24 protein-coding genes and 1 pseudogene are annotated in these 19734 nt (G+C 36.9%); 10 read left to right on the top strand and 15 right to left on the bottom strand.

Annotated features, from left to right (window positions below):
* Positions 1-50: 50 nt before the first annotated feature.
* From SCSC_RS06425 to SCSC_RS06450, 6 genes are all read right to left on the bottom strand, one after another.
* On the bottom strand, positions 51-752 hold the full coding sequence (locus tag SCSC_RS06425) for a CPBP family intramembrane glutamic endopeptidase (RefSeq protein WP_006269629.1): 702 nt from the start codon (positions 750-752) through the stop codon (positions 51-53).
* An 80-nt stretch (positions 753-832) separates the two neighbouring features.
* Entirely contained in the window at positions 833-1018 is a 186-nt protein-coding gene (locus SCSC_RS06430; RefSeq protein ID WP_006269611.1) for a DUF3169 family protein, read from the bottom strand.
* A 475-nt stretch (positions 1019-1493) separates the two neighbouring features.
* Positions 1494-1721, bottom strand: a complete 228-nt coding sequence (locus SCSC_RS06435) for a helix-turn-helix transcriptional regulator (protein ID WP_006269625.1) — start codon at positions 1719-1721, stop codon at positions 1494-1496.
* A 190-nt stretch (positions 1722-1911) separates the two neighbouring features.
* Positions 1912-3993: a C69 family dipeptidase gene (locus tag SCSC_RS06440; protein WP_006269640.1), complete on the bottom strand. Its 2082-nt coding sequence runs from the start codon at positions 3991-3993 to the stop codon at positions 1912-1914.
* A gap of 200 nt (positions 3994-4193) precedes the next feature.
* Positions 4194-4835: a DJ-1/PfpI family protein gene (locus SCSC_RS06445; RefSeq protein ID WP_006269666.1), complete on the bottom strand. Its 642-nt coding sequence runs from the start codon at positions 4833-4835 to the stop codon at positions 4194-4196.
* Positions 4836-4965: 130 nt separating this feature from the next.
* The gene (locus SCSC_RS06450; protein WP_022524507.1) at positions 4966-5706 is read right to left on the bottom strand and encodes a lysophospholipid acyltransferase family protein; all 741 of its coding nucleotides are present in this window, start codon (positions 5704-5706) and stop codon (positions 4966-4968) included.
* Between the two features lie 119 nt (positions 5707-5825).
* On the opposite strand from SCSC_RS06450, the gene SCSC_RS06455 reads away from it, so the two are divergent.
* The 3 genes from SCSC_RS06455 (at position 5826) to SCSC_RS06465 (ending at position 9269) form a co-directional block, all read left to right on the top strand.
* Positions 5826-8180 (top strand): cation-translocating P-type ATPase, encoded by a 2355-nt coding sequence (locus SCSC_RS06455; protein ID WP_006269612.1) that lies wholly within the window; start codon positions 5826-5828, stop codon positions 8178-8180.
* Positions 8181-8275: 95 nt separating this feature from the next.
* A complete protein-coding gene (locus SCSC_RS06460; protein WP_006269645.1) occupies positions 8276-9022 on the top strand; it encodes a tRNA1(Val) (adenine(37)-N6)-methyltransferase in 747 nt (248 codons plus the stop codon).
* Positions 9012-9269 carry a GIY-YIG nuclease family protein gene (locus tag SCSC_RS06465; protein WP_006269682.1) on the top strand — a complete coding sequence of 86 codons (258 nt, stop codon included), beginning with the start codon at positions 9012-9014 and terminating at the stop codon, positions 9267-9269. The genes SCSC_RS06460 and SCSC_RS06465 overlap by 11 nt, the downstream gene beginning before the upstream one ends.
* Positions 9270-9303: 34 nt before the next feature.
* On the opposite strand, the gene SCSC_RS06470 is transcribed toward SCSC_RS06465, so the two are convergent.
* From SCSC_RS06470 to SCSC_RS06505, 8 genes and pseudogenes are all read right to left on the bottom strand, one after another.
* Positions 9304-9381, bottom strand: coding sequence for a hypothetical protein (locus SCSC_RS06470; RefSeq protein WP_232565274.1), 78 nt, complete (start codon positions 9379-9381; stop codon positions 9304-9306).
* The gene (locus SCSC_RS06475; protein WP_232565272.1) at positions 9369-9869 is read right to left on the bottom strand and encodes a hypothetical protein; all 501 of its coding nucleotides are present in this window, start codon (positions 9867-9869) and stop codon (positions 9369-9371) included. Before SCSC_RS06475 ends, SCSC_RS06470 begins: the two co-directional genes overlap by 13 nt.
* 130 nt (positions 9870-9999) lie before the next feature.
* Positions 10000-10533: an isoprenylcysteine carboxyl methyltransferase family protein gene (locus tag SCSC_RS06480; protein WP_006269605.1), complete on the bottom strand. Its 534-nt coding sequence runs from the start codon at positions 10531-10533 to the stop codon at positions 10000-10002.
* Between the two features lie 180 nt (positions 10534-10713).
* Positions 10714-11174 (bottom strand): annotated as a pseudogene (locus SCSC_RS06485) (family 1 glycosylhydrolase); the annotation flags it as partial.
* 125 nt (positions 11175-11299) lie between these two features.
* Entirely contained in the window at positions 11300-12232 is a 933-nt protein-coding gene (locus SCSC_RS06490; protein ID WP_006269619.1) for a 1-phosphofructokinase family hexose kinase, read from the bottom strand.
* 68 nt (positions 12233-12300) lie between these two features.
* Positions 12301-13776, bottom strand: coding sequence for a PTS galactitol transporter subunit IIC (locus SCSC_RS06495; protein WP_003068407.1), 1476 nt, complete (start codon positions 13774-13776; stop codon positions 12301-12303).
* Positions 13777-13843: 67 nt separating this feature from the next.
* Complete coding sequence (locus tag SCSC_RS06500; protein ID WP_006269633.1) at positions 13844-14149, bottom strand: PTS sugar transporter subunit IIB; 306 nt, start codon at positions 14147-14149, stop codon at positions 13844-13846.
* 32 nt (positions 14150-14181) lie between these two features.
* The gene (locus SCSC_RS06505) at positions 14182-14661 is read right to left on the bottom strand and encodes a PTS sugar transporter subunit IIA (RefSeq protein ID WP_006269673.1); all 480 of its coding nucleotides are present in this window, start codon (positions 14659-14661) and stop codon (positions 14182-14184) included.
* Positions 14662-14829: 168 nt separating this feature from the next.
* On the opposite strand from SCSC_RS06505, the gene lacA reads away from it, so the two are divergent.
* The 4 genes from lacA (at position 14830) to SCSC_RS09540 (ending at position 16912) form a co-directional block, all read left to right on the top strand.
* Entirely contained in the window at positions 14830-15261 is a 432-nt protein-coding gene (gene lacA, locus SCSC_RS06510) for a galactose-6-phosphate isomerase subunit LacA (protein ID WP_006269610.1), read from the top strand.
* Positions 15262-15273: 12 nt separating this feature from the next.
* A complete protein-coding gene (lacB, locus tag SCSC_RS06515; RefSeq protein ID WP_006269641.1) occupies positions 15274-15792 on the top strand; it encodes a galactose-6-phosphate isomerase subunit LacB in 519 nt (172 codons plus the stop codon).
* A 334-nt stretch (positions 15793-16126) separates the two neighbouring features.
* A complete protein-coding gene (locus tag SCSC_RS09535) occupies positions 16127-16441 on the top strand; it encodes an IS3 family transposase (protein ID WP_373852536.1) in 315 nt (104 codons plus the stop codon).
* A 12-nt stretch (positions 16442-16453) separates the two neighbouring features.
* Entirely contained in the window at positions 16454-16912 is a 459-nt protein-coding gene (locus SCSC_RS09540) for a DDE-type integrase/transposase/recombinase (RefSeq protein ID WP_080668547.1), read from the top strand.
* A gap of 62 nt (positions 16913-16974) precedes the next feature.
* Here the strand turns inward: SCSC_RS09540 and SCSC_RS06525 are convergent, their stop codons facing one another.
* Positions 16975-17721 carry a DeoR/GlpR family DNA-binding transcription regulator gene (locus tag SCSC_RS06525; protein WP_006270046.1) on the bottom strand — a complete coding sequence of 249 codons (747 nt, stop codon included), beginning with the start codon at positions 17719-17721 and terminating at the stop codon, positions 16975-16977.
* A 172-nt stretch (positions 17722-17893) separates the two neighbouring features.
* On the opposite strand from SCSC_RS06525, the gene lacD reads away from it, so the two are divergent.
* The 3 genes from lacD to SCSC_RS06540 all read left to right on the top strand — a co-directional run bounded on the left by lacD (position 17894) and on the right by SCSC_RS06540 (position 19723).
* A complete protein-coding gene (gene lacD, locus SCSC_RS06530; RefSeq protein WP_006270045.1) occupies positions 17894-18844 on the top strand; it encodes a tagatose-bisphosphate aldolase in 951 nt (316 codons plus the stop codon).
* A 114-nt stretch (positions 18845-18958) separates the two neighbouring features.
* The gene (locus SCSC_RS06535) at positions 18959-19240 is read left to right on the top strand and encodes an IS3 family transposase (protein ID WP_022524510.1); all 282 of its coding nucleotides are present in this window, start codon (positions 18959-18961) and stop codon (positions 19238-19240) included.
* A 12-nt stretch (positions 19241-19252) separates the two neighbouring features.
* The gene (locus tag SCSC_RS06540) at positions 19253-19723 is read left to right on the top strand and encodes a DDE-type integrase/transposase/recombinase (RefSeq protein WP_080668548.1); all 471 of its coding nucleotides are present in this window, start codon (positions 19253-19255) and stop codon (positions 19721-19723) included.
* Positions 19724-19734: the final 11 nt, after the last annotated feature.

The raw sequence follows: 19734 nt of genomic DNA on the forward strand, positions 1-19734 counted from the left end.
CAAAATTCCATTCGTGTTTTTATTGTAATGATTGCACTATTTTTAGATCACTATTGAAACATCGCAATCAGCATGATTATAGCTGCTGGTGTATTGTTTAAGATATGTACAGCGATTGAATCTTTCAGATTTCCCCGACGTGCAAATGCGACATAAAGCACTAATCCCATTGCAAAATATAATGGAAATTCTGTCCATTTTGAAATATGAGGAAGTGCAAAAATGATAGATGTTATGAGCGCTGCCACTATTTTTTGATCTTTTTCAAAGAAAAAGATCGTCGCAAAACCGCGAAACACCAGTTCTTCAATTATCGGAGCTATCACTGCAACCGTCATCACATATAACAAAGCAAAAAAGATGTGATCAACTGACATAATTTTTCCTAGATTTTGTAAAGCGTTATCGTTGCTAGTTGTACTTTGCCCTGTTAACAGAATATTTAGATAAGTTCCAACTACTGCTACCACTCTCGCCACTAAAAAGAATAACAAGGCTTTTCCAAAATCTCCCCAAGAAAACGACAGAACTTTGACGTCTTTTGAGATATGTGTTTGGTATCTTCTCCATAAAGTGCGGATAGCAAAAAACACGAGCACAAGGTAGGCTAAAACTAGTAAAATTTCTGTATATATTGGTAGATTTTGTCCTTTTGCTAAGAATAACATAGGAATGCCATTGATGACCATAACTAAAACAATTAATCCCAATAATTTTAAAATTCCAAGTCCTATATGGGCTATTTTTTTCATTAAAGATTCTCCCTTTCTCACTAGTTATTTTACAGTGTTTACGGCTTATTTAAAATTATTTTTCACCATAGAAAAGTTCATCACATTGACGTATAGTGGATAAATACTACAATTGCAATGGGAAGATATTGAATCTCACGTAAGCTAAGCGAGATGACAAAGATGAAAACGTAAAGTACTGGCAAAATAAACTGATTTAACTGAAAAAGGATTTTAAAGTTCTGCTTATAATACGCTTCTCGTTCTGCTTCATCATAAGTTTTCATAAATATTAAAATGTCTTCAGGAAATGCAAACGTTGGTAGTTTAAAATGCCAAACCTGCTCAATTGTTTTTTAGAGGTAATATTGCCCATATATGACGAAAGACAAGGTTAAATAAGAAAACAAACTGATTCTAAGTGAAAAACTATTTTTAGTGATAGCTAAACTAAGTGAAGTTAGTATATCAAAAATTACCAAAATTGTCATCACATCTAGGGAAATGGTGCCGTATTCCAGATTTTTAAACATCTTCTGGTAAAGCTGCTCAATTAACTCATTTTCTTTTCTTGATTCCGATTGTTTCTGAATTTTCCGACTAGAAGATAGTAAATAAATCATCGTGCAGAATAAAATCAGATTGAGCAAACGAATAATCCATCCTAAAAGTGTACTATTTAAAAAAGTTGGAAAATGGAAAGTTTCGAGTCAGCTATTGGCTACAAAAATTCCCATCAAAACACTGACTATCATCAAATCACTAATTTTCATCCATTTTTTCATTACTATTCTCCTCTAGATAAACTACATTTTCTACGTTTTCTCCAAAAATATGAGCAATCTTTAAGGCAATAATAACAGATGGAGCATACTCTCCCTGTTCGATTAAACTGACGGTTTGTCGAGAAATTCCTGCTTTTCTGGCTAGTTCTGTTTGATTGAGCCTATCTCTTGCTCGAAGTTCCTTGAGCCGATTTCTCAACTTCATACCATATTCTCCTTTCACAATTTTATTACAACATATATTTGTCATTTTGACAATTATTATTATCAAAATAAATATTATCATTTTCAATTTATAGTATACAGCTATCCAATCCATATAAAAATCCCCCAAAGTTAGTTTGTATCCAACTTTGAAGGAATTCTTCAAGATGATATTGACTTTCTTGCTTCAACTATTCATTATTCTTTTTTGAACGTTTTGCTAAGATAAAGATCACAATTCCTAAAATAACGATCCCTACTAAACCAAGGAAAGTCACTTTTTCACCAGTTGATGGAAGAAAACCACGTTTGTTTTGCTTTGGCGCTTCTTTTACAACTTTATAATTTATTTTGTAAGTAGAGAAGTGAGTTGTTTTAAAGCTAATCGTTTTATCTTTATTGAGAACAAAGTCAAATTTTTCTGCTTGTTTACCATCTTTCATAGCATAAACAGATTCCACCGTAGCACCTTGTTTCACTGGTACTGTCACTAATGTGGAGCTAACTTGTGACACTGCTTCACCTTTTGGATTGGTCAAAGTAATATCATAGCTATCTGCATTTTCTTCAATTGTCTTTTTAACTGCTAATTTGAGATTAGCCTTTACTAAATCTGCATTTTGCAAACGAACACCTGTAGCTGTATCCACTAAGGTATCAGAAGTATCGTTTGGTTTTGGTTTTTCAACATCTGATGAACTAGATGTAGAAGTTTCGTTTGTACTTGACGAAGATTGAGATGTAGACGAAGTTGAAGATGACTCACTTGTACTTGAAGATGGTTCTGTGCTAGAACTTGGCGGTGTTTGCTCATTTTTGATCTTTTCTTCCATTTCAGCTTCTAGAGCTTTCATCTCTTTAAAGACTTTTTCCGCACGTGCCATACTAGCTGCAGTCACTTCTTCTGACGAAGCTCCGCCTGCAGCTGCGTATTGTTCGTCAGCCTTAGCTTGTTCTTCAATCCATTGTGCTTCTAAAGCTTTCCATTTTTCCTGTACACTATTGCCAAATAATTTTTGGTGTTTAGCCGCCATATCGTAAATGTGAGATGCAACCCAATACCACGAATTTTTGTCGTACTTCGTTGTATCAACTTGGTAAGCTGAATACGTATTGGTAATATTTCCATAATATGGTAGATATGGAGCGAAACGAGGACTCCCAACAGAAAGCCACATCGTACCACCACCCATGCTAGCAGGGATATTATCTTTCAATTGGAAAATGTGTGCTTCCATTACGTTTGGGTTGCCAAGCGGATATTTATAGACTGGATCTACTTTTCCACGTTGAGGAATGCCTTTACCGTCTAATTCCATTTGGTCTAGTGGTTTGAATTGCGTTCCTTCAAAACGGTTCCGCTGCATCCGCATCACATCTGCAACACTGATTTTCTTATTGCTAGATTGCAATAAATCAAAATATTTATCATCATAATTGACTGGTGCGTCTGGATTCAAAGCCTTAATACCTGCCCAAGCACGCGAACGATCTGCCTCTGACATTGGTGGATTATAAGATTGGGAAATATGGAATTTACCATCAATCTCCTTGTAAGAATTAGCATCACGCGCTACCTTTTCAACATTTTCTGAAGCAATGACATTTTCCTTGTCATTAAAATCAACACTTCCTAAGAAGAAAGTATTAGGGAAAACACTATATTTATCATCGGGATATTTAATGGCAACATATTGGTGGCCAGAGAGGATTTCCATGTACCAAACACCCGTTTTATCCGCAATCGTCACGATATTGCCTTCAGCAGCACCTTGCTTTTTGACAATCTCCGCGATGAGTTCCACACCTTCACGAGCCGTTTTTACATGTGGTAAAACGACTGTAGTCATAATAGACTCTGCTAAGCCTTTTTCAACATAAGGATCAACTTTTTGAATAGCTTTATTTGCTTTTGCAGAAACAGTGGCTGATATAGATACTCCATGTTCATTGAAGCCTACTTCGTCAAAAATACCTTCTTTTGGCGTGACGTCTGAAACCGAAGTGTATTTATAACTCCGAGCAGGTAACTGCCATTCAAAACCATTGGCTTCATCAATCAGCTTTGCACCTGCTTTATTGTCCTTAGCTGGATGGACTTTATAGACTTTATTATGATGAGGCTCCAAATCCTCTGTACGACCATACAAAGTCGAACCATCTGCTGTCAAGTTCTTCCCAACAATAAAACCTGTACAAGCTTCAACTGCTTGGAAAGGAAAGAGAATGAGAGCAGATAATAAAATTGTTAAACGAAAAATCAATTTTTTCATATATTTCTCCTTTTATCATTGCATGTTGAATACATCAACTTTTTATAAATAAGAGCAATGCACACTCTTATCACCTTTTTAAAACCGTATACCTTAAATTTAGTATACTATTTTAAATCTATTTTAGCAAGCGCTTTCATGTATAATTTATGTATTGATTATTCTTTTTGTCCTAACATTTACAATAAAAAACCAGGAAATCATTCCTGGGTACATCGTTCATATTGTGAAATCTTTTGCAGTATTTTTTGGTAATCGCTTGCTTCTAAATGATAAGTTAATTCCTCTGGGCTGTAGAAATTTTTTCTCAAAAAGAAATCGCTCGGTAATTCTAATCCTAAAGTATCCAAAACAGTCTGAGAAAATATTGTATAGGCAAATCCAATAGCTGTGATAACATTCTTATCTTTTACAACTGGCTGATGGAGTATATTTTCTTTTTCCAAAAAAGAAAAATAGTCTACTAACTCCATATATAAACCGCCTGTATAATATCGATTTCTCAATAAACCAGCTTTTCCCAAAAACATAGGTGACGAAGAAATGGCAGTTACTATTGTTCGCTTGATATCTACATTTTTCAAAAAAGAGATGAGTCTAGAATCATAGAGACTAACAAAAGGCTCCTGTGTACCTGGCAATATGATACAATCATACACTACACCTTGAACTTCTTTAAAAGTAAAATCCGGAATAACTTGTAATCCTTCTTCACTTGTATAAATTTTCTTTTCTGAAGCAAGATAGTCCAAAGACTGCCCAAAAGAAAGACAAAGAATGGATGTCAAAGTTGTGATTTCCTGCAATGAGCACGCTGGATACAGTAAAACTGCTATTTTCATAGAGGCTCCTTTTAGAAACATAGATCAAATGTTTGCTACACTTGCTTTGCCAGATATACAAATTCCATTTCATTCTGTACGATTGCTGCTATCCAGATAGGCGTATAGTTATCATCCTTTATAAGAGATTTTATTTTCTATGCTTTTCAGGATCCCAAACAAAGCTTGCGATAAAACTAAAAACAAATGTCAACAAGCCAACAACAAGGGATAGTAAGAGGGCAATCAAACGTGGCAACAGCAATAATATATTCGGACTTTTTTTCACTTCAAGAGCTGCTACTTCTGCATCTAAACGATCAAATTCTGTCTGAATGCGACGGGCGACTTCTTCCACGCCTTCATCATTCATCTTTTTGATATCCGAAATATCAATCGGCTGGCCAAAATCCATGTCCACACGCTCACCTTTTGCTAAACCTTTCAGGCTCATCGGTCCGACATAAACGGCCGGAAGAATCCGTACCTTTGCCATTTTGGCAATCAAAGCTACTCCTCCTTTAACATCCTTAGAATGACGGCTGCCACTTGGAAACATAATCAACGAGCGGTTGCTTGATTTCAGCATTTTTACAGGGTATTTGATAGCGGATGCTCCAGGATTTTCACGGTCAATCGGAAAAGCACCACACATCCGAATCCACCAACCAAAAACGCGATTCGTGAATAATTCTTTTTTTGCCATAAAAATAAATTGCTTGGGTCTTGTAGCGAAAGCCATATAAACAGGATCCCACCAGGTACGGTGCGGTGCTACCAAAATATAATTTTCCTCTTGGTCAGGAATATTCTCCAGATGATGTAAATGAGCATTACCATTTATAGCCCATAAAATCAACATCACTAATCCTCTTAAATATCTGTAGAACATAACCTCTCCCTTCTTATTTCTTCCATTATACCTTATCCAATTCTTGCTCGCAAACTTTTTTCGTCATAAAAGTGTCGCAGCCGAATGGATTCTATTAGAAATTTTACTAAAAAAATGGTATGATTATCCTCATGAACATGAAAGAATTTACGGGATTAACCCACCAACAAGTCCAAGAAAAAATTGCTCAAGGACTTACCAATGATTTTACAGCCAATACGAGTACCAGCACCTGGCAAATCATCAAGCGCAATGTTTTTACGCTATTTAATGCACTAAATTTTGCAATTGCCCTGGCGCTTGTTGCTGTGCAAGCATGGAGCAACTTGGTTTTCTTTGCTGTTATCTGCTTCAATGCCCTCTCTGGTATCGTGACAGAATTGCGAGCTAAACACATGGTCGACAAACTGAATCTTTTAAACAAAGAAAAGATAACGGTCATTCGCGATGGTAAATCTAGTCAAATCAATCCAGAAGACTTAGTCTTGGATGACTGTATTCAACTGGCTACGGGGGAGCAGATTCCAAGTGACGCAACTGTTTTAGACGGTTTTGCAGAAGTGAACGAAGCCATGTTGACAGGTGAAAGTGACCTTGTTCAAAAGGAGATTGGGGAGCAATTGCTCTCAGGAAGTTTTCTTGCCAGCGGGCGTGTTATTGCCAAAATCACTCATGTAGGCTCTGATAATTATGCTTCTAAACTGATGCTAGAGGCTAAGACTGTCAAACCAATCAATTCTCGTATCATGAAATCCATGGACAGGATTGCAGGTTTTACAGGAAAAATCATTATCCCTTTCGGAATTGCGCTCTTTCTAGAAGCTCTCTTTGTAAAACATTTACCTGTCAAAGACTCAGTTGTCAATACCTCAACGGCTCTTCTGGGAATGCTACCAAAAGGAATTGCTCTTTTAACGATTACTTCTCTTTTAACAGCTGTCATCAAGCTGGGCTTACGAAAAGTCCTCGTACAAGAAATGTACTCCGTTGAAACATTGGCCCGTGTTGATATGCTCTGTCTTGATAAGACAGGTACCATTACACAAGGGAAAATGCACATTGAAACCTTCAGCCCACTCACAGAAGATTTTTCAGAACAAGCCATCTCTGACATTCTTAGTGCTTATATCACTGCAAGCGATGACAATAATCCAACTGCCCAAGCCATTCGCAAGCAATTTACTACTCCGACTGACTATCAAACAAGTAATATGATTCCATTTTCGAGTGACCGTAAATGGGGAGCTATGGAAATGTCGGACTTAGGTACTGTCTTTCTCGGTGCGCCTGAAATGCTCTTTCATGAAGAAATTGAGCTAGCACAGGAAGCTCAAAAGCGTGGTTCGCGTGTGCTCGCTTTAGCTATTAGTCCTGAACGCATTGACCATAAACACATTCACTTACCAAGTAGCATTCAACCCATTGCCATTTTAGAAATCACAGATCCGATTCGTGACGGAGCAGCTGATACTTTGGAATACTTACGCTCACAAGAAGTGGGCTTAAAAATCATCTCAGGTGACAATCCAATTACTGTATCAAACATTGCTGCAAAAGCTGGTTTTTCAAATTACCAAAGTTATGTTGACTGTTCAAAAGTAACGGATCAAGAATTGATTGAGTTGACAGAAAAGACAGCTATCTTTGGCCGCGTTTCTCCTCATCAAAAGAAACTTATCATTCAAACCCTGAAAAAAGCAGGGCATACCACAGCAATGACTGGTGACGGAGTCAATGATATTCTAGCCTTACGGGAAGCAGACTGCTCCATTGCCATGGCTGAAGGGGATCCTGCAACACGACAAGTTGCCAATCTGGTGTTGCTTAATTCTGATTTTAACGATGTACCTGAAATTCTCTTTGAAGGACGCCGCGTCGTTAATAATATCGCCCGCATTGCACCAATTTTCCTCATAAAAACAACTTATTCGTTCATTTTGACAATCATTTGTATTTCCAGTATCTTACTGGGTCGAGCAGAATGGCTCTTAGTCTTTCCATTTATCCCCATTCAAATCACCTTGATCGACCAATTTGTTGAAGGTTTGCCGCCCTTTGTCCTCACCTTTGAGCGGAATATCAAACCTGTTGAACAAGATTTCCTTAAAAAAGCAATTTTCAAGGCGCTACCTAGCGGGCTAATGGTCGTCTTTAGCGTTTTATTTGTCAGTATTTTCGGTGGATTGCATAGTTGGTCACAACTAGAAATCTCAACTTTGCTTTATTATTTATTAGGCTCTATCGGATTTCTATCTGTTGTCCAAGCCTGCCTTCCGCTCAATCTCTGGCGGATTCTACTTATCCTCTGGTCGCTCATTGGCTTCTTCGGAACAGCCATTATCCTGCAAAAGTACATTGAAATCACTACCTTAACCAGCAACAGTTTGCCAATCTATTTCATTCTGATGCTCCTCTTTACAATTACTTTTATTGTTGTGACACACAGACAGAATGAACGGGAACAGAATTTGTAAAATTTAACCTATAGCAGTAAGAAAAACCGTACATTTTTGTCTTACTGCTTTTTTTATTGCTTCTTTTCCTCTACATCATGATATAATAAGGGTATATGGCAGAAATTCTTTTAAAAGACGGTGAGCGAATCAATCAGCTCTTTTCTACTGACGTCAAAATTATCCAAAATCGAGAGGTCTTTAGCTATTCAGTAGATAGCGTGCTCCTCTCCCGCTTTCCAAACTTACCTAAGCGTGGTCTTATCGTGGATCTCTGTGCCGGAAATGGTGCTGTTGGACTTTTTGCAAGCACGCGCACGCAAGCCCAAATCATTGCTGTTGAGATTCAAGAACGTCTCGCAGATATGGCCCAGCGCTCTATTGAGCTAAATAATCTAACCAGCCAAATGCAGGTCATTCAAGATGATTTGAAATATCTCACCAGATATATCAGTGGTAGCAAAGTAGACATGATCCTCTGCAATCCGCCTTATTTTAAAGTAGATGAACATTCTAATCTCAATGCAAGCCGACATTATTTGCTTGCACGTCATGAAATTGCGACAAATTTGGAAGAAATCTGTCAAATTTCTCAACGGGTTTTAAAATCAAACGGACGTTTAACAATGGTCCATCGTCCTGAACGCTTCCTTGATATTATTGAGACCATGACAGCTCACAATTTAGCTCCGAAACGTATTCAGTTTGTTTACCCAAAGGCAAATCGAAAAGCCAATATGCTTCTCATTGAAGCTATCAAAGACGGCTCTCGCGACGGACTAAAAATCCTGCCACCGCTTTTCATTCATAATGAAGATGGCAGCTACACTCCAGAAATTCATGAGATTTACTATGGAAATTAAAGCCTATATGTACGTTCTGGAATGTTCCGATGGCTCTCTTTACACAGGTTACACGACCGATATCAAAAAACGACTTCATAAACACAATGCTGGAAAGGGTGCCAAATACACACGTGCACGATTACCCGTTACGCTTTTGTACCAAGAAGAATTTCCTGACAAACCTTCTGCCATGTCAGCTGAAGCCCTCTTTAAAAGAAAAACACGACAACAAAAATTAGAATATATTGCAGATAAGAAAAAGTAGAAAGTTTTATTGCTTTCTACTTTTTTGCAATGATTTACTTAATACTTTGCTTAGAGAGAACAGCAACAAATACACTTAGAAAAACAACGCCAATACCAGCTAGATATGACATGCTAGTACCGGTACTTGGTAATATTTAGCTAATTTTTCGTCGCTTGTAGTAGGCAAAGTTTCTTTGGTTTTATTTATTTGAGAGGTCTCTTCATTTTTATTAGACAAATCAGAATCTGTCAATCCAGCATGAGAGTTTCCTCCTTTTTGTTCTTTGTTATTAGAATTTTCCTTTATTTTTTTACCATCTTCATGCTGAACAGTAGAAGAAGACTGGTTTTCTAGTGGTACAAGTGCTTGAATGGCAGTCTGTAAAGCTTCACTTTCTGCATTAACTTCTGCTTGTGTTGTATCATTTTTTTGTAAAACAGCCTGCGCCTCTTCTACTTGAACTTTCAATTTAGTAAGCGAATCTTTTGTATAATGTGTACCTTTTGTCAATTTTTCTTTTGCAACAGAAATTGCTGTTGCCAAATCTGTTTTATCCACATCTTCTTTGGTTAAAAGCAAATCGTCAATCATCCCCCAAGAACCTTTATTTGCTTTCACAGTCACTCCCAATGTCACCTCTGTCTCTTTTGTCAATGTAAAGCTCAATTTCTTACTTTGTTTTTAAAAAATTATACAAAATGATAATAATGTTTAATTTTGAACTCTTTCATTTCATATTTGAAAAAGCTCACTTCTGTGCAATCCCATTTGGAATAATGATTTCTTGAAGAAGTTTCTCTTCTTCCTTGATACGATTATATAAAACAAAAGCATAAAAAGGAAACAAGACACAAAATGAAAGAAGTGCATGGCAAAGCAGTGCTAAACCAATCAACTCTGGAATGATATTCAAGAAATAATTTGGATGTTTGACATAGCGGAAAAGCCAATGATCAACAAATTTATGATTCTTAACCAGCATCAATTTTACAGTCCAAATGTCACCTAAGAGCTGTGTCACAACATAAAGCATGAACATGGAAAATACTAATAGTCCTAGCCCCACGCTACTGAGCGCATCAAAACGAACCTGACGTATTGTGGCTTCAACAAAGCAAGAAAGATAAAATAAAATATGAAGAATAGTGATGTACTTGGTATTTTGTACCCCAAATTCTTGACCGCCATTTGCTAGTATCGCTTTCTCATTTTTAATAGATATTTTCAAAAATACCAATCGAAATACAAATACAGCTAAAACAATGAGTCCTGATAAAGTCATACGACCTCCTTATAAAAACAAAATTAACTTCATTATATAAAGAGAAGATTCTATGAGTCAATACTTTTAAAAAATATCATACAGATTTTAGGAAATCTTTACATAAATCATACTTTCAAAGCAGGACAATAGAAAAGTGACAGCTCTATTGAACTGTCACTCAATATAAAAACAACTTAGTTAACGAATTTCTCGTGTTTGCACTATTTTTTTGCACCAGCAAGCACTCTTTTTAGGATAACGCTCTTGAGTTTCAAAGTCAACATAGAAAAGATCGTAGCGTTTTTCATAACCGTTGGACCGAGAAAATACATCCATCAGCAACCATAAGAAGTAGCCTTTTACATTGACGCCGTCCGCAATAGCATCAGCTAAAACTTCCAAATGTTTCTTAACATAGTCAATCCGAGCATCATCATAAACCATATTATCTACAAACTCATCTTTATAGCCTAAACCATTTTCTGTGATGTAAATTTTCTTATAATTAGATAATCTTTAACAATACGCATAATCATATCATAAAGACCTTTAGGGTAAATTAGCCAATCCCAATCTGTTCTTGGAATATCCACATCAAATTTATACTCGCAAATACCTTTTAATGCATAAATAGACATTCCTTTTTCTCCTGCTCCATTTAAATTAAGGGGATTATATACCTGTTTACACAACTACAAAGTATAGTTGTCAAATTTACAAAAATCTTATTTTAAGATACTATATATTGTGATTAGGGTAAAGTGCTATATAGTTCCCTAAAAATTTACAAACTTGTTAGTTTCATTTCCTGAATAATCCTTTTCACATCTTCTAGCTCTACTTTGGGAGTCCATTGCAAACAGTTAGCTGTCGCATAAGCACAGGCACGAATAACGGCTTCTCTATCAACTAATCCTTTATTTTCTAATGAATAACAGAGACTACCTAAGAAGAAATCACCTGAAGCAATTGGATTTTTAACTTGAATTTTTGGAAAAGTGAGCTGAAAAATATCATCTTGCAAACGCGCAACAACTCCCTTTTCTCCCATTGTTACAATGAAATATGGAATTTCAGCGTATTCTTTGAGAAGATTCACTGCTTCTTCTGCCGATTCAACTGATCGCCCTGTTAATTCTGCTAATTCTTCATCGTTAATTTTTACAACTTTAGGCTTAGCTGGAAGAGCTGCTTCCAAAGCTGCACCACTAGTATCTACTACTAAATTCACATCTTCTGGCAAAAGACGACCAATTTGCGCGATATAATCATCCGGCATCCCTTTCATCAAAGAACCAGAAAAAACAACACTATCACCAGATTGAACGTGGCTTAGAAGCCTTGTCGTAAAATGTTCTAACAATTCCTCACTCAGCTCAAATCCTGCTTCGTACACAAGGTAGTTTTTTCCTGATTCTGTATCAACCATAATCGTGCACGTACGTGTATTCTTATCAACTTCTGTCACAACTAATGGAATTTGATTTTCTTTATTTAGTTGCTGAAGATATTCCCCCATTTTGCCGCCTAGCATTGTGTGAATACAAAAATTCACTTGCTCTTCGCCTTTCTCGCAATTCAAAACATAAGCAACATTAAAACTTTTTCCGCCAGCATTTTCGTACACTTGAATTGGTCGATTGACCACATTTTCTTTAAAATGGCTAAGTAAAACAGTCCGATCCAAAGCTGGATTGGGACAAACCAAATGAATCATCTTTTTTCCTTTCTTTTTCACGTAAAAGCCAGACTATTTCAAAAGGAATAGCCTAGCTTATTGTTATTTTATTTTGCATTTGCAGCGTATTCTTCATTTCGCTTAATCATTTGCTTTCTATACCAAGCAAAAATTCCGATATAGAATGCTAAGAAAAGAAGCACTCCAATAATCGCTTTAACATCACCTGTTGTCGCATTTCCAATTGTCCAGCCGAATAGTTTTTCAATCGGTCCTTCAAGAGTAGAGTGAGTAATTAATTGTGTGCTTGCTACACCTTTAGGGAACGCATCTACACCTTTCGCTAAATCAGTAACAAATGGTGCAATAAGGGTTCCTGAAAGAAGGAACAATGGAAGCAGTAAGGTTCCAAAAACAATCATCCGAATCAATTTACCGCGTGTGACAACCAGAAGGGCTGGTGTGACTCCCATAGCGATAATTCCTGCCAACGGTAAAATTCCATTTCCAACTTTTGATAAAAGAATAGCTTCAACGAGCATGATTGGAGCCAGTACATTAGCACATGCCCAAATTTCAGCGCGACCAGCGATAAATGGCCAGTCAAGACCAATGTTGAATTTACGACCCTGCAAACGTTTCGTTGCAACATTTGTAATACCTTGCGACAGTGGTTCTACGGCTGCGATAAACCAAGAACCAATCAATGAGAACAATTCCAAGCAGACACCAGCAGTCAAACCAAGCGATAACCAACTTTTGATAACCAATTCCCATGATTTAGCTTCTTCTACACCTGCAACTGGATGCGGTGTTCCCATCACTCCAATAACAATACCGAGAATAAAACCAATGAAAAATTTAGAACCCCAGAAACCGATTTTCTTATTGAGCTTTGCAGCGTCAAAGTCATATTTATCAAGCCATGGAAAAAATTTATCAAAAATTTTATCCAACACCATAATAACTGGATTCATCATATAATTCATGTGAGTTGAAGTCATCGGCGAAGAACTTGGTGCATTGAGCAAGTCGTCAAAAGTTGGTTTCATCAAGTCTGAATTGATGATTTTCATCACTCCGACTAGCACAACCGCTAAGGTGGCAACAAAGAGAGAAACACCCTGACTCACACCGTTATTATCAGCATACCATTTAATCAACAGACCAGTAATTGACAAATGCCAAATGTCAAAAATATCAACATCTAGAGTATTTGTTTTCTTGGTAACTAACATAACTACATTTACAATGAGCATGATGAGCAAGAAATAAAGTGTCCAAGCCGAACCCCAAGTAATCGTTGCCAAAGGCGCCCATCCAACATCTGTAATGTTCAATTTAATCCCTGTATTTTCAACAAATTTTGTCAATGAAGCAGAGAAAGCACCGTTCAACATTCCGATGATGGCTCCAATACCAGTAAGAGCAATAGCCAATTTAATACCGCCTTCAAGTGCTTTTGAAAATTTTACTCCAAAAAGTAAAGCCAAAGCAGTCAAAACAATCAGCATAATAATTGGTGCACCCATATCTAGTATGGGTTTAAAAAATTTATTAGCTAAGTCAATAATGACATTCATAAATAAATCCTCCCGATCATATTTTATTGAATTGTATTTTTTATTTTATTAAGCTCTATTAAAGAATTTAGTGCAAACCATGCTCTTTGATAGTTGCCTCAATATTGTCATAGACAGGCGCGCTCATAGCTGGAATCCGAAACAAGATAGGCCCTGCTTCAATAACAGGAATTCCTGGTTCAAAGCCTAAATCTGTCGCTGCTATCGGCGTGAAAATATCATAACCTTTTATCAAGTCTTCATTGACATCTTTGACCATGACAGCATCACATTGGACATCATAACCACGATTAGAAAGTTCTTCTTCAAGAGCACTCTTGATTTGATGGCTAGAATTTACCCCCGCTCCACAGGCTGCTAAAATTTTAATCATTTTAAAATCCTCCGTTTTTTATTTTTAATAGTTTAATCCTTGATTGTTTCTGATAAATAATGAAATATTTTTTCAGAATTGTTTAATTGTGATAGCGCATACAATTTTCCATCTGCTGTAAAGAAATCCATTAGCTGCGCTAAAATATTGGTCTGGCTCGCATTAGAATTATTGATAATAAAGAATAAGAGCGAAACCTCCACTTCTTTTGTAGGAGCAATCATATTATGAAAGATGACTGATTGTTCTAACCGTACCACTACTACTTTTTCTGCCAAATTGTGTGCTATATCCGTATGTGGAATAGCTACATTAGGTAAACCTTTTCCCAAAAATTCCATGTCAAGTCCTGTCGGAAATGACTTTTCTCGCTCAATCAAAGCCTTTTTATAAGAAGAGGTCACAATCTTCCTTTTTTCAAGAAGATCCGCAACTTGGCTAAAAAGATGCTCTTTATTGTCAGCTTGCAGACAAAAGACTAAATCTTTATCAAAAAAATGATTAAGTCCCATCTTATCTTCTCCTTCTGTTTGTTTGTTCTATTTTGTTTACAAAATCATTATATAATTATTTGAAAGCGTTGTCAATAGTTTATTGTGTTTTGTTTTGTTGTTTTATATTTGACATTGTTTGTTTCAGGCGTTATAATATTGTTGTAAAATAAAAAAGGAGGTATAAACATGAAAGTTATACTAGGGACAGACCTTGATGGTTTTGAGTTAAAAAATAAAGTGAAAACTCATTTGCTTCAGCTCGGTTATGAGATAAAAGACCTTAATGAGCAAGAAGGGGCTGTTGATTTTATAGATTCAACAGTTGCCCTTGTAGAAGAATTACGAAAAGATGATACTACTCGTGGTATTTTGTTTGACCGTTTTGCTGTCGGCTCTTACATGGTCGCAAATAAGCATAGAGGTATTATCTGTGCTGCTGTTTCAGATGAACATTCGGCCATGATGACAATTCGTCACAATTCTACTCGTATCATCACTCTCGGATCTGCAATTCTTGGTGAAGAATTAGCCAATGCCTGCGTGGATGCGTATTTAACTGCAGATTATGATGCGGGTCGTCACCAAGTACGGATTGATATGTTAAATAGATTGTGCTAGGAGGGAAATGCTATGAAAATTGCACTTGGTTGTGATCACATTGTCACAGATACAAAAATGAAAATCTCTGAACACCTAAAAGAGCTTGGACATGAAGTCATTGATGTCGGTACCTATGATTTTCACCGTACTCATTATCCCATCTTTGGACGCCTAATCGCAGAAAATGTCGTTTCCGGAAATGCCGATCTTGGAATTGCTCTTTGTGGAACCGGTGTCGGAATTTCTGCTTCTGCCGACAAAGTTCCTGGTACACGTGTAGCCCTCGTTGGAGATGTCTTAACAGCACGATATGCCAAAAAAGAGCTTAATGCCAATATCATTGCTTTCGGCGGACGCATTCTGGGACAAAATCTCATTAACAATATTGTTGATGTCTTTCTAGAAACCAAATACGAACCAACAAAAACTAATCAAAAATTAATTGAAAAAATTGACAAGGTCATTGAAGTAAACCCTGAAATTGCAAAAAATAATCATATCTTTGACGAAGAAAATGCCAAATGGGATCGTGGCGAATACCATGATTGATAAAAAACATATAAAAACCAGCTTAGATATATGGTACTAGCTCCATAAAATGAGACATAAGAAAACCACTTCTGTTGAAATCTAGGAAACTAGAAACAGGAGTGTTTTATTATGCTCAAAAAAACCTATTCAGTGGAAACTAAGTTAGCCTGTATCGAAATGAAGAAGGCAGGTAAGTCTAACAAGGTCATTACGGCAAAGGTCTGGAGGAGCTATCTAAAGTAGAACAACTACGACTACAGGTACAACTCTTAAAAAAGTATCAGAACTTGATAAGGCAATCGACAAAGTAAACCTTATCAAGCTGGTGGAAGAATACAAGAAAATCTATCCTGTGTCAGTTATCCTGGACTGTTTCGGCGTCAAACGCTCAACTTTCTACCGTTGGAAAGCAAGAGGCGAAAAACTTGAGAAGAGAGACGAGGTTGTAGAGAAAATCGAGCAACTCTGTATGGAACATCATTTTATCTACGGCTATCGTACTATTACACGACTACTTAAGAAAATCCATGGACTAATCGTTAATCGCAAGAAAGTCTATCGAATTATGAAGGAAAGAGGTTGGCTCTGTCGTGCACGTCCTAAGAAGGTGCCAAATATAGATCAGCCTTACTATGTGACAGAGAATAAGCTAGATCGTGATTTCTAAGTAGAAAAACCACTGGAGAAGCTAGTCACAGACATTACCTATCTCTACTTTGTCTACCTATCTTCCGTCATGGATCTCTACAATCGTGAGATTGTAGCTTACACCATTTCAGATTGTCAAAATACTAACTTTGTACTGGATACGCTCAATCAATTGGAATTGCCTAAGGGAGCACTTTTACACAGAGATCAGAGCTCTGTTTACACCTCGAAAGCTTATTACCAAGCTTGCACAGAAAAAGGCATCACCCGCTATATGTCCCGTAAGGGAACACCAGCAGATCATGCCTGTATCGAATGGTTTCATTCTGTTCTCAAGTCTGAAACCTTCTATCTCCATAACTGGAGAAACTTAACCAAAGATAGTATAACAGATATTGGCGAAAAATACATCACATTTTATAATGAAAGTAGAATTCAACAGAGATTAAACGACCAATCTCCCACAGAGTACAGAAGAGCGACTGCCTAATAGTGTTTTTCTACTGTCCCATTTTCGAGGTGCAGTGCCAAATCTAGGCTTGCTTTATCTATTTATAAAACATTTGTATAAGATTGGTACTTTTCCTTTACTTTAGGCGAAATATCATCATCCGTAATCACAGCATCTAAATCATCCAATCGATAGAAACAATAGAAAGAATAGCTATCAAATTTGCTATTATCCGCCACAATGTACTTTTCAATTGCATTGTTCAAAATAATGGCATCCCCATTTCCTTCTTCTTCGTTGGCCGTCGTAACATTGTGACCATCAATCCCATTCACACCAATAAAGGCCTTCGAAACCTTGATTTCTTTTAACAATTTATTGGCAAATTGCCCAACAAATGTTTGCGTCTTGACACGATAACGACCTCCAATCAGAATAATATCACAATTAGGGTTGTCTTTTAATTTTTCAAAAATAGGAAGAGAATTTGTCACAATACTGACACTTTTATCAGCTAAATAATCTCCGATAAAATCCGTTGTCGTTCCTGAACCGATAAAAACCGTATCACCTGAAGAAATCAAATTTGCACATTTTTGAGCAATTGTTCGTTTTTCTTCAATATTTAACATCGTTTTTTCTGTATGGGAAGCTTCATTCAAGCCGTTTTTTACTTTTTTATGAGCTCCTCCATGAACCCGTGTCAGCAGGCCTTGTTTTTCTAGATCAATCAGATCACGACGTATCGTCATGTCCGTCACATCCAGCAGTTCTTTTAATTTCTTGACAGAAACAACTCCTTGCTGATCCAATTCTTGGAGAATAACTCTATGTCGTCCTTCTTTCATTTTGTCTCCTTTCTAACTTATATTATAATTAGATTCCTCAAATATATTATACAACAATTTATTCATTTTGAAAAATTAAAAACAAGATTTTTTTCATTTTTGTCAGTTATTGTTTGACTTTGTTTTATTTGTGCTTTATAATGAAATCATATAAAATAAAAGGAGTCTGGGAATGACAACAAAACAAGAAAAATTAAACCGTTTATGTGATAAAAATGGAATTATTGGTGCTTTAGCCATTGACCAACGTGGTGCACTTCGTCGCATGCTGGGAGAAGATACGCCTGTTGCTGAATTAGAAAATTTTAAAGTTTTAGTTTCCAAATATTTAACTCCCTATGCATCCTCTATCCTACTGGATCCTGAACTCGGCTGGAAAGCGGCTGGGACTCGTGACAAAAATGCAGGACTATTAGTAGCTTATGAAAAAAACGGCTATGATAAAACCGTACTCGGTCGCTTCCCTGACCTTGTTGAAAATGTATCAGTGCAGCGTTTAAAAGCAAATGGTGCTGATGCTGTGAAAGTCTTACTCTATGTAGACATTGACGAAGGTAAAGAAGTTAATGACATTAAAGAAGCTTTTATTGAACGGATCGCTTCTGAATGCAAAGCCGAAGAAATGCCATTTTTCTTGGAGCTAGTTTCTTATGATGCCCATATAACAGATGAAAAAGAATACGCAACATTAAAACCACGTAAGGTGATTGACGCAATGAAAGTCTATTCACAAGAACGATTTGGAGTAGATATTCTGAAAGTTGAAGTTCCCGTTAATATGAAATACGTTGAAAGTTTCGCTGAAGGAGAAATTTTGTATAGCAGAGAAGAAGCTGCTGCTTTCTATAAAGAGCAGAACGAAGCAACACATTTGCCGTTTATATTCTTATCCGCCGGTGTATCAGCTCAACTTTTCCAAGAAACACTTCGATTTGCTAAAGATTCCGGCTCGACATTCAACGGTGTCCTTTGTGGACGCGCTACTTGGGCCGGCGCTACAAAAGCTTATCAAGAAGGTGGAGAAGCAACTACTATAAAATGGCTTGAAACTGTTGGTAAACAAAACATTGTCGAATTAAATGCGGTTCTCCAAGAGACAGCTACACCTGTTGTATTTAAATAACTTTGTATCTCCTTATAAAAACATAAAAAGACGAAGACACTACACCCCCAAAATGAGACATAAGAAAACCACTTCTGTTGAAATCTAGGAAACTAGAGACAGGAGTAGTTTATTATGCTCAAAAAAGCCTATTCAGTGGAAACTAAGTTGGCCTGTATCGAAATGAAGAAGGCAGGTAAGTCTAACAAGGTCATTACGGTAAAGGTTCTGGAGGAGCTATCTGAAGTAGAACAACTACGACTACTTAAGAAAATCCATGGACTAATCGTTAATCGCAAGAAAGTCTATCGAATTATGAAGGAAAGAGGTTGGCTCTGTCGTGCACGTCCTAAGAAGGTGCCAAATATAGGTCAGCCTTACTATGTGACAGAGAATAAGCTAGATCGTGATTTCTAAGTAGAAAAACCACTGGAGAAGCTTGTCACAGGCATTACCTACCTCTACTTTGGGAACTGTAAACTCTACCTATCTTCCGTCATAGATCTCTATAATCGTGAGATGGTAGCTTACACCATTTCAGATTGTCAAGATACTAACTTTGTACTGGATACGCTCAATCAATTGGAATTGCCTAAGGGAGCACTTTTACACAGAGATCAGAGCTCTGTTTACACCTCGAAAGCTTATTACCAAGCTTGCACAGAAAAAGGCATCACCCGCTATATGTCCCGTAAGGGAACACCAGCAGATCATGCCTGTATCGAATGGTTTCATTCTGTTCTCAAGTCTGAAACCTTCTATCTCCATAACTGGAGAAACTTAACCAAAGATAGTATAACAGATATTGGCGAAAAATACATCACATTTTATAATGAAAGTAGAATTCAACAGAGATTAAACGACCAATCTCCCACAGAGTACAGAAGAGCGGCTGCCTAATAGTGTTTTTC

Origin of the sequence: Streptococcus constellatus subsp. constellatus, from assembly GCF_023167545.1 — a bacterium.
In the GTDB taxonomy this organism is placed as follows: domain Bacteria; phylum Bacillota; class Bacilli; order Lactobacillales; family Streptococcaceae; genus Streptococcus; species Streptococcus constellatus.

What these genes read in the sequence shown, in the direction of transcription:
- SCSC_RS06505 (WP_006269673.1), bottom strand. Translation starts at nt 14,661, where the DNA reads ATGGGACTTAATCATTTTTTTGATAAAGATTTAGTCTTTTGTCTGCAA.
- SCSC_RS06430 (WP_006269611.1), bottom strand. Translation starts at nt 1,018, where the DNA reads ATGAAAACTTATGATGAAGCAGAACGAGAAGCGTATTATAAGCAGAAC.
- SCSC_RS06445 (WP_006269666.1), bottom strand. Translation starts at nt 4,835, where the DNA reads ATGAAAATAGCAGTTTTACTGTATCCAGCGTGCTCATTGCAGGAAATC.
- SCSC_RS06450 (WP_022524507.1), bottom strand. Translation starts at nt 5,706, where the DNA reads ATGTTCTACAGATATTTAAGAGGATTAGTGATGTTGATTTTATGGGCT.
- SCSC_RS06435 (WP_006269625.1), bottom strand. Translation starts at nt 1,721, where the DNA reads ATGAAGTTGAGAAATCGGCTCAAGGAACTTCGAGCAAGAGATAGGCTC.
- SCSC_RS06425 (WP_006269629.1), bottom strand. Translation starts at nt 752, where the DNA reads ATGAAAAAAATAGCCCATATAGGACTTGGAATTTTAAAATTATTGGGA.
- SCSC_RS06470 (WP_232565274.1), bottom strand. Translation starts at nt 9,381, where the DNA reads ATGTCATATCTAGCTGGTATTGGCGTTGTTTTTCTAAGTGTATTTGTT.
- SCSC_RS06455 (WP_006269612.1), top strand. Translation starts at nt 5,826, where the DNA reads ATGATTATCCTCATGAACATGAAAGAATTTACGGGATTAACCCACCAA.
- SCSC_RS06535 (WP_022524510.1), top strand. Translation starts at nt 18,959, where the DNA reads ATGCTCAAAAAAGCCTATTCAGTGGAAACTAAGTTGGCCTGTATCGAA.
- lacD (WP_006270045.1), top strand. Translation starts at nt 17,894, where the DNA reads ATGACAACAAAACAAGAAAAATTAAACCGTTTATGTGATAAAAATGGA.
- SCSC_RS06490 (WP_006269619.1), bottom strand. Translation starts at nt 12,232, where the DNA reads ATGATTCATTTGGTTTGTCCCAATCCAGCTTTGGATCGGACTGTTTTA.
- SCSC_RS06525 (WP_006270046.1), bottom strand. Translation starts at nt 17,721, where the DNA reads ATGAAAGAAGGACGACATAGAGTTATTCTCCAAGAATTGGATCAGCAA.
- lacA (WP_006269610.1), top strand. Translation starts at nt 14,830, where the DNA reads ATGAAAGTTATACTAGGGACAGACCTTGATGGTTTTGAGTTAAAAAAT.
- SCSC_RS06500 (WP_006269633.1), bottom strand. Translation starts at nt 14,149, where the DNA reads ATGATTAAAATTTTAGCAGCCTGTGGAGCGGGGGTAAATTCTAGCCAT.
- SCSC_RS06495 (WP_003068407.1), bottom strand. Translation starts at nt 13,776, where the DNA reads ATGAATGTCATTATTGACTTAGCTAATAAATTTTTTAAACCCATACTA.
- lacB (WP_006269641.1), top strand. Translation starts at nt 15,274, where the DNA reads ATGAAAATTGCACTTGGTTGTGATCACATTGTCACAGATACAAAAATG.
- SCSC_RS06460 (WP_006269645.1), top strand. Translation starts at nt 8,276, where the DNA reads ATGGCAGAAATTCTTTTAAAAGACGGTGAGCGAATCAATCAGCTCTTT.
- SCSC_RS06465 (WP_006269682.1), top strand. Translation starts at nt 9,012, where the DNA reads ATGGAAATTAAAGCCTATATGTACGTTCTGGAATGTTCCGATGGCTCT.
- SCSC_RS06440 (WP_006269640.1), bottom strand. Translation starts at nt 3,993, where the DNA reads ATGAAAAAATTGATTTTTCGTTTAACAATTTTATTATCTGCTCTCATT.
- SCSC_RS06480 (WP_006269605.1), bottom strand. Translation starts at nt 10,533, where the DNA reads ATGACTTTATCAGGACTCATTGTTTTAGCTGTATTTGTATTTCGATTG.